14 protein-coding genes, 2 tRNA genes, 1 other RNA gene and 1 pseudogene are annotated in these 13,852 nt (G+C 66.9%); 12 read left to right on the forward strand and 6 right to left on the reverse strand.

What is annotated here, in order from left to right; all coding sequences use genetic code 11:
- Window positions 1–4 precede the first annotated feature (4 nt).
- From queC to VF651_10660, 8 genes are all read left to right on the forward strand, one after another.
- Window positions 5–673 carry a 7-cyano-7-deazaguanine synthase QueC gene (gene queC, locus VF651_10625; protein ID HEX7966159.1) on the forward strand — a complete coding sequence of 223 codons (669 nt, stop codon included), beginning with the start codon at window positions 5–7 and terminating at the stop codon, window positions 671–673.
- A 75-nt stretch (window positions 674–748) separates the two neighbouring features.
- Window positions 749–824, forward strand: a tRNA-Lys gene (locus tag VF651_10630).
- 97 nt (window positions 825–921) lie between these two features.
- A complete protein-coding gene (locus VF651_10635; GenBank protein HEX7966160.1) occupies window positions 922–1,941 on the forward strand; it encodes a class I fructose-bisphosphate aldolase in 1,020 nt (339 codons plus the stop codon).
- Between the two features lie 204 nt (window positions 1,942–2,145).
- On the forward strand, window positions 2,146–2,967 hold the full coding sequence (locus VF651_10640) for an ABC transporter ATP-binding protein (protein ID HEX7966161.1): 822 nt from the start codon (window positions 2,146–2,148) through the stop codon (window positions 2,965–2,967).
- Window positions 2,964–3,734: a lipid asymmetry maintenance ABC transporter permease subunit MlaE gene (gene mlaE / locus VF651_10645; GenBank protein HEX7966162.1), complete on the forward strand. Its 771-nt coding sequence runs from the start codon at window positions 2,964–2,966 to the stop codon at window positions 3,732–3,734. Before VF651_10640 ends, mlaE begins: the two co-directional genes overlap by 4 nt.
- Before the next feature lie 11 nt (window positions 3,735–3,745).
- A complete protein-coding gene (mlaD, locus tag VF651_10650; GenBank protein ID HEX7966163.1) occupies window positions 3,746–4,216 on the forward strand; it encodes an outer membrane lipid asymmetry maintenance protein MlaD in 471 nt (156 codons plus the stop codon).
- 1 nt (window position 4,217) lies between these two features.
- Entirely contained in the window at window positions 4,218–4,862 is a 645-nt protein-coding gene (locus VF651_10655; protein ID HEX7966164.1) for an ABC transporter substrate-binding protein, read from the forward strand.
- Window positions 4,862–5,161: an STAS domain-containing protein gene (locus VF651_10660; GenBank protein HEX7966165.1), complete on the forward strand. Its 300-nt coding sequence runs from the start codon at window positions 4,862–4,864 to the stop codon at window positions 5,159–5,161. The genes VF651_10655 and VF651_10660 overlap by 1 nt, the downstream gene beginning before the upstream one ends.
- Before the next feature lie 69 nt (window positions 5,162–5,230).
- Here VF651_10660 and VF651_10665 read toward each other — a convergent pair whose 3' ends face one another.
- The 6 genes and pseudogenes from VF651_10665 to VF651_10690 form a co-directional block, all read right to left on the reverse strand.
- Window positions 5,231–6,112: a VacJ family lipoprotein gene (locus VF651_10665; GenBank protein HEX7966166.1), complete on the reverse strand. Its 882-nt coding sequence runs from the start codon at window positions 6,110–6,112 to the stop codon at window positions 5,231–5,233.
- 63 nt (window positions 6,113–6,175) lie between these two features.
- Window positions 6,176–7,735 carry a M48 family metalloprotease gene (locus VF651_10670; protein HEX7966167.1) on the reverse strand — a complete coding sequence of 520 codons (1,560 nt, stop codon included), beginning with the start codon at window positions 7,733–7,735 and terminating at the stop codon, window positions 6,176–6,178.
- Window positions 7,736–7,859: 124 nt separating this feature from the next.
- On the reverse strand, window positions 7,860–9,257 hold the full coding sequence (locus VF651_10675; protein ID HEX7966168.1) for an outer membrane protein transport protein: 1,398 nt from the start codon (window positions 9,255–9,257) through the stop codon (window positions 7,860–7,862).
- A 93-nt stretch (window positions 9,258–9,350) separates the two neighbouring features.
- Window positions 9,351–10,703: a PhoH family protein gene (locus VF651_10680; GenBank protein HEX7966169.1), complete on the reverse strand. Its 1,353-nt coding sequence runs from the start codon at window positions 10,701–10,703 to the stop codon at window positions 9,351–9,353.
- Window positions 10,704–10,885: 182 nt separating this feature from the next.
- Window positions 10,886–11,347 (reverse strand): annotated as a pseudogene (locus VF651_10685) (peroxiredoxin).
- 11 nt (window positions 11,348–11,358) lie between these two features.
- Entirely contained in the window at window positions 11,359–11,889 is a 531-nt protein-coding gene (locus VF651_10690) for a glycine cleavage system protein R (protein HEX7966170.1), read from the reverse strand.
- A 132-nt stretch (window positions 11,890–12,021) separates the two neighbouring features.
- Here VF651_10690 and dapA point away from each other — a divergent pair, with 132 nt between their 5' ends.
- From dapA to ffs, 4 genes are all read left to right on the forward strand, one after another.
- Window positions 12,022–12,900: a 4-hydroxy-tetrahydrodipicolinate synthase gene (gene dapA / locus VF651_10695; protein ID HEX7966171.1), complete on the forward strand. Its 879-nt coding sequence runs from the start codon at window positions 12,022–12,024 to the stop codon at window positions 12,898–12,900.
- Between the two features lie 37 nt (window positions 12,901–12,937).
- Window positions 12,938–13,324 carry a hypothetical protein gene (locus VF651_10700; protein HEX7966172.1) on the forward strand — a complete coding sequence of 129 codons (387 nt, stop codon included), beginning with the start codon at window positions 12,938–12,940 and terminating at the stop codon, window positions 13,322–13,324.
- A gap of 55 nt (window positions 13,325–13,379) precedes the next feature.
- Window positions 13,380–13,470: transfer RNA gene (locus VF651_10705), tRNA-Ser, on the forward strand.
- A gap of 269 nt (window positions 13,471–13,739) precedes the next feature.
- An RNA gene (gene ffs, locus VF651_10710) (signal recognition particle sRNA small type) lies at window positions 13,740–13,829 on the forward strand.
- The last annotated feature ends 23 nt before the right edge of the window (window positions 13,830–13,852 follow it).

Consider the following 13,852-nt stretch of genomic DNA (forward strand, 5'->3'; position numbering starts at 1 on the left):
GCACATGAAGAAAGCCGTGGTACTCCTCTCCGGCGGACTCGACTCCGCCACCACCCTCGCGGTCGCGCGCCGGGACGGCTACGCCTGCCATGCGCTGAGCTTCGCCTACGGCCAGCGCCACCGGGCAGAGCTCGATGCCGCCGCGAAAGTGGCGAAGGCGCAGGGCGCCGTGGAGCACAAGACCGTGGCGCTGGACCTCTCGGCCATCGGGGGCTCGGCCCTCACCGACGTCTCCATCCCGGTGCCGGATCACCCCAGCGAAGGTATCCCGGCCACCTATGTGCCGGCGCGCAACACCGTGTTCCTGGCGGTGGCCCTCGGCTGGGCCGAGGTGCTGGAGGCGGGAGACATCTTCATCGGCGTGAACGCGGTGGACTACTCGGGTTACCCCGACTGCCGGCCCGAGTTCATCCAGGCCTTCCAGCAGGTGGCCGATCTCGGTACCAAGGCGGGCGTGGAGGGCAGGGGCCCGAAGATCCACGCGCCGCTGGTGAACCTCACCAAGGCCCAGATCGTGAAGCTCGGCAGCGGCCTCGGCGTGGACTATGGGCTCACGGTGTCCTGCTACACGGCGGATGCCCAGGGCCATGCCTGCGGCGTCTGCGACAGCTGCCGCCTGCGCCGCCAGGGCTTCCTCGATGCGGGGCTGCCGGATCCCACTGTCTATCGCTGAAGCCCAAACCGCTCATTTCCCATGGATTTCCAGTAAAATAGCGCGATTTCGCGGTCTCAACTCCGTAGACGAACTGGGTCGTTAGCTCAGTCGGTAGAGCAGCTGGCTTTTAACCAGTTGGTCGACAGTTCGAATCTGTCACGACCCACCATCTACGGCTAAAATACGCGTCTTTTCCGAGGTTTACCCCCTCCCAGGGGTATGGGTGGTGGGCCTCTCAGTCAAAACATCGATAGAGGTCTCAAGCCATGAACCTGAACGAACTGCATAGCATCGCCGAGAAGCTGGTGGCGGACCATCGCGGCATCCTCGCCGCCGACGAGAGCACCAGCACCATCGAGAAGCGCTTCAAGTCCATCGGTGTCGAGAATACCGAGGAGCACCGCCGCGCCTACCGGGACATGCTGTTCAGCACCCCGGGCGCCGCGAAGTTCATCAGCGGCGTGATCATGTACGACGAGACCATCCGCCAGAAGCACAAGGACGGCATGTCCTTCGCCGAAGGGCAGGCGAAGCACGGCGTCATCCCCGGCATCAAGGTGGACAAGGGCGTGAAGGAGCTGCCGGGCAGCCCCCAGGAGAAGATCACCGAGGGCCTGGACGGCCTGCGTGAGCGACTGCAGGAGTACCACAAGCTGGGCGCCCGCTTCGCCAAGTGGCGCGCGGTGATCGACATCGGCCCCGGCATCCCCACGGACTACTGCATCCGCGCCAACGCCCAGGCCCTGGCCCGCTACGCGGCCCTGTGCCAGGTGGAGAACATCGTGCCGATCGTCGAGCCGGAAGTCCTCATGGACGGCGACCACGACATCGCCCGCTGCTTCGAAGTCACCTCCCGCACCCTCAAGGTGGTGTTCGAGGAGCTGGCCAACCACCGCGTGGCCCTGGAAGGCATGCTGCTCAAGCCCAACATGGTCATCTCCGGGAAGAAGTGCGCGAAGCAGGCTTCCGTGGAGGAGGTGGCCAAGGAGACCGTGAAGGTCCTGAAGCGCTACGTGCCGGCGGCGGTGCCGGGCATCGTGTTCCTGTCCGGCGGCCAGAGCGACGTGGTGGCCACCGAGCACCTGCACGCCATGAATGCCCTAGGTCCTATGCCCTGGAAGCTCAGCTTCTCCTATGGCCGCGCCCTCCAGGAGGCTGCGCTCAAGGCCTGGAGCGGCAAGGAAGCCAACCTGGCGGCGGGGCAGAAGGCTTTCCACCATCGCGCCAAGTGCAATAGCGCCGCCTGCGCGGCGACCTATAGCGCCCAGGTGGAGAAGGCGGCCTGAGCCTCATACAGGCCGTTTTAGGCCACAGGTAAGGTCATCCGCAGCCGTCGTCCCCCTGGGCGGCGGCTGCGTTATACAAAGGACGCCTCGGGTTTGCGGATCTGGCCGTAAGATTTGACGGGACGGTTCCGACATAAATAGACTAGACCGTCCAGTCCAAAATATCCGGGTCCGGACAGAACAAGAAGGAAGGCCGGCGGCAGCATGGCAGAGCACAAGCACATCGACCCCATCATCGACATCCGCGGGCTCAAGTACCGGCGCGGGGAGAAGATGATCTTCGACAACCTCGATGTCAGCATCGAGCGGGGCAAGATCACCGCCATCATGGGCCCTTCCGGCACCGGCAAGACCACGCTGTTGCGGATCATGACCGGCCAGGTGCTGCCGGACCGCGGCCACGTGCACGTGGACGGCAAGAACCTCCTCAAGCTCGACATCGACGGCCTGTTCGAGCTGCGCAAGCGCATGGGCTTCCTGTTCCAGAACGGGGCCCTGTTCACCGACTACAGCGTTTACGAGAACGTGGTGTTCCCCATCCGCGAACACACCGACCTGCCCGAGAGCCTGGTACGCCACATCGCGCTCATGAAGCTGCAGGCCGTGGGCCTGCGCGGCGCCGCCGAGCTCATGCCCACGGAGCTCTCCGGCGGCATGGCGCGGCGGGTGGCGCTGGCACGCGCCATCGCGCTCGACCCCAAGATCATCTTCTACGACGAGCCCTTCACCGGCCTCGACCCCATCTCCATGGGCGTGATCGTGCGGCTGATCCGCGAGCTCAACGACAGCCTGGGCCTCACCAGCATCATCGTATCCCACGACGTGGAGGAGGTGTCCTCCGTCTCCGACCACAGCTACCTCATCTCCGAGGGCAAGGTCGTCGCCTACGGCACGCCGCAGGAGCTGGAGCAGAACAAGTCCGCCTGGGTGCGGCAGTTCATGAAGGGCCTGTCCGACGGCCCGGTGCCGTTCCATTACCCGGCGCCGGACCTGGCGGCCCAGCTCCTCGGGGAGGAGTCGGAATGAAGCTCTTGCGCGAGCCCTACTACATCCTGCTGGATTTCCTGGAGATGCTGGGCGCCTCCGGCCTGTTCCTGCTGCACCTCCTGCGCTACACGCCCCATGCGCTGCGCCGGCCCGGGCTCATCTTCCAGCAGGTCTTCACCATCGGCGCCATGTCGCTGGTGCTGATCATGGTCTCGGGGCTGTTCGTGGGCATGGTGCTTGGCCTGCAGGGCTTCAACACCCTGAGCAAGTTCGCCTCCACCAGCATGGTCGGCACCCTGGTCGCGCTCGGCCTCTTGCGCGAGCTGGGACCCGTGATCACGGCCTTGCTCTTCGCGGGACGGGCCGGCACCGCGCTCACCTCCGAGATCGGCCTGATGCGCGCCACCGAGCAGCTCGCCGGCATGGAGATGATGGCCGTGGACCCCGTGCGCCGCATCGTGGTGCCGCGCTTCCTCGGCGGCGTGATCTCCATGCCGCTCCTGGTGGGCATCTTCAACGCCGTGGGCCTCCTGGGCGGCTACCTGGTCGGCGTGGTGCTGATGCACATCGACAAGGGCTCGTTCTGGTCCCAGATCCACGCCCACGTGGATTTCAAGGAAGACTTCCGCAGCGGCATCATCAAGAGCCTGGTGTTCGGCGCGGTCGCGACCCTGATCGCGGTGTTCGAGGGCTACTACGCGCAGCCCACCGCCGAGGGCGTCAGCCGCGCCACCACCCGCACCGTGGTCAACACCGCGCTGGCGGTGCTGGCCGTCGATTACCTCCTAACCGCATTCATGTACTGAAGGGCCACCCCATGAAGCAGACCCGAACCATCGAGATCGTCACCGGAGCCTTCATCATCTTGGGCTTCGTGGCGCTCTATGTGATCGCGACCAGCGCCACCAACATCGGCTCCTACGGCAATGCCAAGGGCTACGTGGTCACCGCCGAGTTCAACAACATCGGCGGCCTGAAGCCCCACGCCCAGGTCACCATGGCAGGCGTGGCCATCGGCCGCGTCAGCAGCATCAAGCTCGATCCCAAGAGCTTCAGCGCGGTGGTGACCCTGCAGATCGACGGCCACTACAACGAAGTGCCCGACGACTCCGCCGCCAGCATCCTCACCTCGGGCCTCCTCGGCGAGCAGTACATCGGCATCGACCCGGGCGGCTCCCCGGACTTCCTCAAGGACGGCAGCACCATCCAGTACACCCAGTCCGCGCTGGTGCTCGAGAAACTCATCGGACAATTCTTCTCCAAGGCCACAGCACCAGGTAGCAAGTAATATGCGTACTAAAATCCTCCTCGCCGCCGTGATTTCATTCGCGAGCTTCGCGGCCCTCGCCGACTCTCCCGCTCCCAGCTCCGCGCCCGACCAGGTGGTGGAGCAGACCGCCAAGGCCATGTTCGACATGGTCCACAGCAAGAAGGCGGAGCTGGAGAAGAACCCGCAGGAACTCTACGACCAGGTCGGAAAGATCCTGCTCCCGCACTTCGACTTCCAGCGCGCCTCGTTGCTGGTGCTGGGCCAGAACGCCCGCAGCGCCACCGACGCGCAGAAGAAGGCGTTCCAGGACGCCTTCTACCGCTACCTGGTGCATGGGTATTCCGACGCGCTGCTCAAGGGCAACTACTCCGAGCGCAACATACAGGTGGAGCCGTTCCGCGCCGGCAAGGATCCCAACCGCGCCTATGTGAAGACCAAGGTGCTGCGCGAGAGCGCGCCGCCGGTGCAGGTGGACTACTGGCTGCAGAACGAGAACGGCGACTGGAAGGCTTTCGACGTGGTGATCGAGGGCATCTCCTACGTGCTCAACTACCGCAACCAGTTCGGACCCGAGATCCAGAAGAACGGCCTGGATGCGCTCATCAAGCGCCTGAACAGCGACGCCGACAAGGGCGTGGTACAGGCGCCGGCGGGCAAGACCTGATGTCCGCGCTCACGTTCGAGCCGGCCGGCGCGGGCAAATTCCGCCTCAAGGGCCGGCTCGGCTTCGACACGGCGGCCCGGGCACTCGAGGAGAGCGAGACGCTGTTCGCCGGGCATCCCAAGCTCGAGCTCGACCTCACCGGAGTCGAGAGCACCGACAGCGCAGGGCTCGCGCTGCTGGTGGAGTGGGTGGCCCGCGCGCGGCGCGATAAGCGCAAGCTCAGCTTCCGGCAGGTGCCGGAGCAGGCGCTGGCGCTGGCGAAGATCAGCGAAGTGGACAAGATCCTGCCCATGAAGTGACGGGCAGCAGGCGGTGAAGACAGGCAACGGCGGGCACGAGCCCGCCGTTTTCCTTTAGCCGTCTCCCGGTCAGCGTGGGGGAGGCGGCGCGGTGGCCGGAGCCGGGGCGCTGGTCGCAGCGGGCGCAGTGGTGGCGCTGGGTGCCGCCGCAGTGCCGGCGCCGGGAGCCGGGCTCTCGCCCGCCGGCGCTTCGCCGGGCTCATCGTCCGGTAGGTCGTACATGGAGTCGTCCGGCGGCGGCTCGCCGTCATAGATCTTGAAGCGGCGGTTCTGCAGGTAGGCATCGCGCATGAAGGCGTAAGGATCGTAGGAGTTGTCCAGCGTCTCGTTGGTCTCCATCAGCCCCGCGCGGGTGTCGATGCCGTACACCACGAGCTCGGCGTTGCGCCAGCGCGGCTTGAGGTCGTGGCGCGGCGGATCGGTGTAGATGTCCGCCACGCGGCCGCCGGCATCGCGCACGGTGCTGGGCCCGATCACCGGCAGCACCAGGTAGGGCCCGGACGACACGCCCCAGGTGGCGAGGGTCTGGCCGAAGTCCTCGTCGTGGTGCGGCAGGCCCACGTGCTTCGCCACGTCGAACCAGCCCAGGATGCCGACGGTGCTGTTGATCACGAAGCGCCCCAGGTCCTGCAGCGTCTGCTTGAGCTTGCCCTGCAGCGCGTCGTTGACCACCGTGACCGGCTCCACCAGGTTGCTGACCACGTTGTGCACGCCGCTGCGGGCGGGGCCGGGCACCGCGCGCACGTAGGTGCGCGCCACCGGCCGCGCCACGTTCTTGTCGAGCGCGTCGTTGAAGGCATAGACCTTGCGGTTGAAGCCCTCCCAGGGGTCCTGGGTCTGGGTCACCCGTTCCGGCGGGGCGCCGGCGCAGCCGCCCAGCAGGGCGGAGGCGACGAGGGCGAGGGCAAGGAGCGGGGATTTCAGCGGGAGTCGCGCCGGGCCGGACAACATGGGCATTCCTTGGATGTCACGGTGCCGATTTTATCAGGCCGCCGGTGCGACCCCCAAGCGTGTTCAGGGCTGGCCGCCGTCCTGGCGCTCGGCCCGTGCCTCTTCCTCGACCCGGTGCAGGCGCGCCCGGTAGCGCTGCTTCTGCACGCTGTCCAAGCCGGGAGTGGCGAGCGCGATGCGCAGCTGGTCCACCGCCGCGGCCGGCAGGCCGTTCGCCAGGTAGTACTCGGACATGTAGTAGTGGGAGTCGGCGCTGTTGCCCTTCTTGTCATAAGCCTTGGCCAGGAGGTGCACGGCCTCCGGGTCACCGCGGGACTCCAGGCTGAGGGGCAGCAACAGGTCGATGGCGCGCTGCGGCTGGCCGGCGTCGATCAGGTCGTTGGCGTAGCTCAGGGTCAGCGGCGCGCTGTCCGGAAACAGGCGCATGGCATCGGTGTAGGCGGCGATGCCGGCCTGCACGCTGCCGGCATGGATCTCGGCGTCCGCCAAGCCGATGCGGAAGGCCACCACATCGGCGTTCTCCGCCGCCAGCTCCCGCATCGCCTTCACCGCGTCGGCGTAGCGGCCGGCCTTCTGGAACACCAGCGCCTGGCCGTAGCGGACCGCCACCTGATCCCAGCCCTTGGCCTGGTCCACCCGCGCCCGGAAATCGGTGAGCTGGCGTTCGATGCCGTCGTTGTTCTGCATGGCGAGCAGGCGCATGCGCATCAGGGCGAAGCTGCGGCTGGCGGGACGCGGCGGCACGTGCAGCTGGCTGGCGCGGCTCTGCGCCTCGCTCATGCGGTTGAGGTCGAGCGGATGGTCCAGCAGGAACTCCGGGATACGGTCGTAGCCGTTGAGCGAGGAGTTCTTCTGCATCACCGCGAAGAAGTCCACCATGCCCTGCGGCTGGAAGCCGGCGCGCGCCAGCGTGGCGATGCCGACCCGGTCCGCCTCGGCCTCGTCGGCGCGGGTGTAGTTGATCTGGTGCTGGATGAGCGAGGCCTGGGCACTGGCGAGCGCGCCGACCGCCACGTCCGGGTCGCTGGTGCGGGTCACCGCCACGATCGCCGCCAGCATGGTGGCGATGTTCACCAGGGCGTGGTCCTTCTGGTCCTCGAGCTGGCGCGCGAGGTGGCGCTGGGTGACGTGGCCCACCTCGTGCGCGATCACGCCCGCCAGCTCGTCTTCGGTGTCGGTGAGCAGCAGCAGGCCGCTGTTCACCACGATGAAGCCACCCGGCAGGGTGGTGGCGTTGATGGAATCGTCGTCGATGACGTAGAAGGCGAAGTGCAGTTGCGGGTTGTCGCTGTGGGAGGCGAGCTGGTTGCCGATGTCCTGGATGTACTGCTGCAGCTGCGGGTCATCCAGGATCGCACCCGAGTCGCGCAGCTGGCTCATGATCTGCAGCCCGATGTCGTACTCCTGCTGCTGCGTTATCACGTCCCCGCCGGCCTCGCCGATCTGCGGCAGGTTGAAGCCGCCGGCCTGGCTGCTGTAGTCGTTGGAGCGGGGCGTCGCGCCGATGGTCACGCTGCCGCTCGCCGCCGCGGGCGCCGGCTGCGGCCCGGTGGCGGCGAGCGCGGCCGCCGCGAACAGGGCGGAACCGAGGAGAGCCAGGCTGTGCTTCAGGAGTCGCGCCAAGTGCAGCAGGTCCGGAGCGGGATATATCCGTTAGACGCCATTATCGCATGGTCCGTTGACAGGGGGCCCCAAAGAAAAAAGCCCCTGCGATGCAGGGGCTTCTTCCGTCGTCGGATTGTCGTGTTCAGAACTTGTAGCGGTACGACACGCCCAGGATGTCCGCGTCCGCCTCGAAGGTGCCCACGATGTGGTCATGGCCGGCGGCGTTGGTCTGGTTGAAAGCGAGCCCGCTGCCCAGGAACAGGTGGGCGTAGCCCACGTCCCACTGGGAGTGCTCGCTCACGCGCCAGGTGGCGCCGAAGGCGATCCAGCGGCGGTCACCGTCCGGCAGGCGCGCGGTACGGCTGGCGCTGACGTCGTTGGTGCAGGCCGGGTTGAACGTGGTGCCCGTGCAGGCCGCCGAGGGATCCGGCACCGGCGAGAGGTCGAGCGCCAAGCCGCCGCGGAAGCTCCAGGCATCGCTGTAGCGGTAGTCCAGGCCCACGGCATAGCGGTTCACGTCGCTGAGGCCCTCGTCCACGATGGCGTGGTTGCCGGAGGTCTTGAACGCGATGTCGAGCTTGTCGAAGCTGCTCCAGTTGGCATGCGACCAGTCAGCGGTCAGCATCCACTGGTCGTTGAGTTCCTGCCGCCAGCTCAGGGACATGAGCGAAGGCGACTTGAAGCTCGCGTCCACGCTCTGCGCCTGGAAGTCGGGCAGGGCGGCGAACGCGGTCGGCACGTCGGTGAAGCTCGCGCCGCCGCTGAGGTCGTGCTTGATCTCAGAGCGGTAGGAGAAGCCGAGGTGCATGGTGTCGCTGATGTTCCACAGCGCGCCCACGTTCCAGCCGGTGCCGTTGCCGCTGGCGTTGGCCTCGAAGTGGCCGTCGTGGCCCTGCGGCGTCAGGCCGAGCGCGGTGCAGCTCACGGGGTTGAGTTCGCCGAAGCAGATGGCGCCGAAGTCCACCGCGTTGGTGAGCTTCACGGTCATGGTCTGATAGTCGATGCCGAAGCCCACCGAGAACTGGTCGTTGAACTTCCAGGCCAGGGTCGGGTTGTAGTTCACCACCGCCACGCTGCTGTAGATGGCCTGGTAGCGGAAGATCGAGTCATCGTCGTACTTGGTGGCGAGGCCGAACGGGGTGTTCACGCCGAAGCCGAAGGTGAGCTGGTCGTTGATCGGCCGCGAGTAGTACACGAACAGCGGGCCGCCGAGCTTGCCGACCTTGCCGCCCTCGCCGCCCGAGAGGGGCTGGCCGGTGGCGTCGGTGGCGGACTGCTTGGTGAAGTCCGCGTTGAGGCGGATCAGGCTGTAGCCGCCCAGGATCTCGGAGTCGCCGAGATAGGAGAGGCCGGCCGGGTTGTACCAGATGCTGGAAGCATCCTCGGCCATCGCGGCGCCGCCGGAGTGGGCGCGCCCGAGGCTGGTGACGCTCTGCTCGGTGAGCTGGAAGTTGGCAGCGGAAGCGGCCGCCGGCAGCAGCGCAGCCAGGACGGCGGCGGCCAGCGGAGCGGTCCACAGAGCGATGTGCTTATTCTTCATCGGTTTTTACCCCAGGGTGACGGCCGGATGACCGTCAAATTTAAGCATAGGCCGTCGGAAATTGTAAGCACCCAAGCGGCTTAGGCCGGGGTCTTAGAGGCTTTCCGAGGCGAAATCCGCGAGCCGCGAGCGCTCCCCGCGCAACAGGGTAAGGTGGCCGGAATGGGGCCACTGCTTGAACCTGTCCACCACGAAGGTGAGGCCTGAGGTGGTCTCGGTCAGGTAGGGCGTGTCGATCTGGGAGATGTTGCCGATGCACACCATCTTGGTGCCGGGGCCGGCGCGGGTGATGAGCGCCTTGAGCTGCTTGGGTGTGAGGTTCTGGGCCTCGTCCACGATGATGTAGCGGTTGAGGAAGGTGCGGCCGCGCATGAAGTTCATGGAGCGGATCTTGATGCGGTTGCGCAGGAGGTCGGCGGTGGCCGCGCGGCCCCACTCGCCGCCCTCGCCGGACTGGGTCAGCACCTCCAGGTTGTCCATGAGCGCGCCCATCCAGGGCGTCATCTTCTCCTCCTCGGTGCCGGGCAGGAAGCCGATGTCCTCGCCCAGCGGGACCGTGACGCGGGTCATGATGATCTCGCGGTAGCGGTTCTGCTCCAGGGTCTGGGCCAGGCCCGCGGCGAGCGCCAGCAGCGTCTTGCCGGTGCCGGCCGAGCCCAGCAGCGAGACGAAGTCGATGCCCGGATCCAGCAGCATGTTGAGGGCGAAGTTCTGCTCGCGGTTGCGGGCGTTGATGCCCCACACCGTGTGGCGGATGCCCCGGTAATCGCGGGTGAGCTCGAGCAGCGCACCGCGGTCGTCGATGCCGCGCACCAGTGCCTCGAAGTTGTCGGCCTCGCTGTACAGGCACTGGTTCGGATGCCAGTCCTTCACCAGCGGTCCCTGGATGCGGTACCAGGTACGGCCCTCCTGCTGCCAGGACTCCATGTCCTTGCTGTGCCTGTCCCAGAAGTCCTTGGGCAGCTCCTGCATGCCGGTGAACAGGAGGTCCAGGTCGTCCAGCGCCTTGTCGCTGTAGTAGTCCTCGGCGTGGATGCCGAGCACCGAGGCCTTGATGCGCAGGTTGATGTCCTTGGACACCAGGGTCACGCGCGTGCCGGCGTGCTTCTGCTGCAGGGCGAGGGTGGTGGCGAGGATGTAGTTGTCCGGCTTGTTGCCGGGCAGGCTGTCGGGCAGCGCCCCGGGCAGGGACTCCGTCTGGAAGTAGAGGCGCCCGCCGGTGACGGCGGCGCCGGTGGGGTTCTGCAGGTTCTGGATCACGATGCCGGCGTCGATCTCTTGCTTGCTGACATCGCGCATCATGTCGTCGAGGAAGCGGCTCACCTGGCGCACGTTGCGCGAGGCCTCGGACATGCCCTTCTTGCCCGCGTCCAACTCCTCCAGCACCACCATGGGCAGGAAGATGTCGTGCTCTTGGAAGCGGAAGATGGCCGTAGGGTCGTGCATCAGCACATTGGTGTCGAGCACGTAGAGGCGCCGGCCGGCGGCGCTGCGCTTGGCCTTGCTCACTTCTTCTTGCCCTTCTTCCTGCGCGGGGCGGCCTTGCGGGCCGGCTTCTTCTTCGCCTTCTTCTTCGGCTTGGAAGTCCTCTTGGCTTTCGGCTTGGCGGCGCCGGGAGCGGAGTCCGGGGAAGTCACCGCGTCCAGCACCTCGGCGGCGTGGCCCTCAACCTTCACCTTGCGCCACTCGCGGCGCAGCACGCCGTCCTTGCCGATCAGGAAGGTGCTGCGTTCGATGCCGCGCACCTTCTTCCCGTACATGTTCTTCATCTTGATGACGCCGAACAGCTTGCAGAGCTTCTCGTCCTCGTCCGAGAGCAGGTCGAAGTCGAGGCCGTACTTCTGGCAGAACCTGTCGTGGGACCTCAGGCTGTCGCGGGACACGCCGAGGATCACCGCGCCCAGTGCCTTGAAGCGGGCATGCAGGTCGCGGAAGTCCTTGCCCTCCAGGGTGCAGCCCGGCGTGTCGTCCTTGGGGTAGAAGTACAGCACCACGTCGTGCCCGCGCAGGGACGACAAGCTCAGGTCCCTGCCGCCGGTGGCGGGCAGGCTGAAGTCAGGTACCTTCTTGCCGGGGGCGATCTTGGCCATGTGTCTCCCGTTCAGCCCTTGATGGGCTCCATGATGGCGTCGAGGTTGAGGTTGTCGCAGAACTCCATGAAGTCCTCGCGCAGCCGGCCGACGTGGGTATCGGCGGGGATGTTGACGGACATCTGCACCGCGAACATCGGCGCGCCGGTGTGGGCGGCGGTGTAGCTGCGGGTGCTGAGTTCGGCCACGCCGATGTTGCGCTCGGCGAAGAAGTTGGCGAGGTTGAAGATGATGCCGGGCTGGTCCAGGCAGACCACGTCCACCGCGTAGGGCAGGAGGTCCTCGCGCGGCGCGCGCTCGCCGGTGCGGCGGCAGGACAGGGTGAGCCCCAGGGTCTTCTCCAGCTTGGGCAGCGTGCTCTCGAGCTTGGTGACGGTGTTCCAGTTGCCGGACACCAGGAGCAGCATGGAGAACTCGCTGCCCAGCACCGTCATGCGGCTCTCGACCACGTTGCAGCCGCAGTCGCGGACCACCCGCGCGAGGTCGTGGAGGATGCCGGGCCGGTCCTGCGCCAGCACCGATACCACCAGGAACTGTTTCATTCGGGCTCGCAGCGGGCTAACCGGCCGGCGGAGGAGGGTGGCAGCAGTGTAACGGGTTTCCGTGGCGCTGCAACCGTGCTGGCGGCGGCGGCGGACGGCCGTTAAAATGGCGTTTTCCCGTGAGGCTTTCCGATGTTCAAGGGCAGCATGGTGGCGCTGGTCACGCCCATGGCCGGTGACGGCCGGGTGGACCTCGAAGCCCTGGACGCGCTCGTGGAATGGCACGTGGCCGAGGGCACCGACGCCATCGTCGCCATCGGCACCACCGGCGAGGCCTCCACCCTAGAGGGCGACGAGCAGCTCGAGGTGGTGGCGCGCTGCGTGCGTGCCGCCGCCGGACGCGTCCCGGTGATCGCGGGCGCCACCTCCAACGCCACCGCCCACGCGGTGCAGCTCTCGCGCCGGGCCGAGGCGCTGGGCGCCGACGCCGTGCTGAGCGCGGCCCCGTACTACAACAAGCCGGGACAGGAAGGCCTGTACCGGCACTTTTGCGCGGTGGCCGAGGCGGTCTCGGTGCCGGTGCTGCTCTACAACGTGCCGAGCCGCACCATCACGGACATCCTGCCGGAGACGGTGGAGCGGCTGGCGAAGCTCCCGAACGTGGTGGGCATCAAGGAGGCCACCGGGGACCTCAAGCGCGCGGCCGACATCCAGCGGCGCTGCGGCAAGGATTTCCTGCTCATCAGCGGCGACGACGCCACCGCCCGCGAATGCATGCTGCAGGGCGGGCGCGGCGTGATCACCGTCACCGCCAACGTGGCGCCCCGGCTCATGCATGAGATGTGCATGGCGGCGCTGGCGGGCGACGCGGCCAAGGCCGCGGCCCTGGATGGGCAGCTCGCGCCGCTGCACAAGGCACTGTTCGTGGAGAGCAACCCGATTCCGGTAAAATGGGCGCTGGCCGAGATGCGGCGCATCCCTCCCGGCATCCGCCTGCCCCTGACCCCCCTCACGGTGGAGCACCAGCCGGCGGTGCGGGCAGCCCTCGAGGCGGCGCGGGCGCTGGCCTGACCCATCCATATAGATAGAAGAACCCCCAAGGCACACGATGACACACCGTCCCCTGGCTCCCCTGGCATTGCTCGGCCTGACCGGCTTGCTCACCTCCTGCAGCACCGAGCTCGCCTGCGGGAACTCGCACCCCTACGCCGGCTACACGGCGCGTGCGCCGCTTGCGGCCCCCGCGGGCGTGACTGTCCCGAAGCCCGATGCGGCCTACCTCATCCCCGCCGCAGGCACCGGCAAGGCACCTGCAGCCGCCAACATCGGCGTGGCCCAGCCCTGCCTCGTGACCCCGCCCGAGGTGCTCACGCCGGCGGACCTCAACCCGGCCAGGCCCAAGGCGGCTCCGGCGGCGTCTACCGGCGCGCCGGCCACGCCGGCTCCTGCCGCCGGAACACGGCCGAATCTTGCGGACAAAGGGTCCTTGGAGTAACCTGCCGCGCCTTTTGCCCCGCCACTCGGGTGGAAGAGCGATGATTTCGGAATACGGAGAGGTGTCCGAGTGGTTTAAGGAGCACGCCTGGAAAGTGTGTATACGGTAACCCCGTATCGCGGGTTCGAATCCCGCCCTCTCCGCCACTAGCCAATGAAAAGGGGACCTTCTGAGGTCCCCTTTTCATTGGCTCAGAGGTGCACAGAGGCGGGATTCGAACCCGCGATTCAAAGGTGGTTCGACAGATTCGCTTGGAGCGAATCTGGACCCCGCGAAGCGGGGGCCCCCGAAGGGGGCGAGCCCCAGGGATGGGGCGAGCAATCCCGCCCTCTCCAAATCTCTTTTTCTAGTTCTGCAAAATCTTCTTGAAGCTCTTGTTCCCAACCCCCATCATTACCAAGTCAATGGCAGCCTGCGCCGGCTCCCCGGCCGCGACGCGCTGCAAACCCCGCCAGGCCCGGAAGGGAGCAACGGTAGCAGAGGCTGCGCGGGCCGGATCTGGCCGGCGCGGGCGCCACCTATTCCACA

It is taken from the genome of Gammaproteobacteria bacterium (assembly GCA_036383255.1).
In the GTDB taxonomy this organism is placed as follows: domain Bacteria; phylum Pseudomonadota; class Gammaproteobacteria; order Natronospirales; family REEB76; genus DASUBN01.

Coding starts and splice junctions, on each gene's coding strand:
- mlaD (HEX7966163.1), top strand. CDS start 3,746: ATGAAGCAGACCCGAACCATCGAGATCGTCACCGGAGCCTTCATCATC.
- mlaE (HEX7966162.1), top strand. CDS start 2,964: ATGAAGCTCTTGCGCGAGCCCTACTACATCCTGCTGGATTTCCTGGAG.
- VF651_10635 (HEX7966160.1), top strand. CDS start 922: ATGAACCTGAACGAACTGCATAGCATCGCCGAGAAGCTGGTGGCGGAC.
- VF651_10665 (HEX7966166.1), bottom strand. CDS start 6,112: ATGTTGTCCGGCCCGGCGCGACTCCCGCTGAAATCCCCGCTCCTTGCC.
- VF651_10660 (HEX7966165.1), top strand. CDS start 4,862: ATGTCCGCGCTCACGTTCGAGCCGGCCGGCGCGGGCAAATTCCGCCTC.
- VF651_10675 (HEX7966168.1), bottom strand. CDS start 9,257: ATGAAGAATAAGCACATCGCTCTGTGGACCGCTCCGCTGGCCGCCGCC.
- VF651_10680 (HEX7966169.1), bottom strand. CDS start 10,703: ATGCACGACCCTACGGCCATCTTCCGCTTCCAAGAGCACGACATCTTC.
- VF651_10655 (HEX7966164.1), top strand. CDS start 4,218: ATGCGTACTAAAATCCTCCTCGCCGCCGTGATTTCATTCGCGAGCTTC.
- VF651_10690 (HEX7966170.1), bottom strand. CDS start 11,889: ATGAAACAGTTCCTGGTGGTATCGGTGCTGGCGCAGGACCGGCCCGGC.
- VF651_10700 (HEX7966172.1), top strand. CDS start 12,938: ATGACACACCGTCCCCTGGCTCCCCTGGCATTGCTCGGCCTGACCGGC.
- queC (HEX7966159.1), top strand. CDS start 5: ATGAAGAAAGCCGTGGTACTCCTCTCCGGCGGACTCGACTCCGCCACC.
- VF651_10640 (HEX7966161.1), top strand. CDS start 2,146: ATGGCAGAGCACAAGCACATCGACCCCATCATCGACATCCGCGGGCTC.
- dapA (HEX7966171.1), top strand. CDS start 12,022: ATGTTCAAGGGCAGCATGGTGGCGCTGGTCACGCCCATGGCCGGTGAC.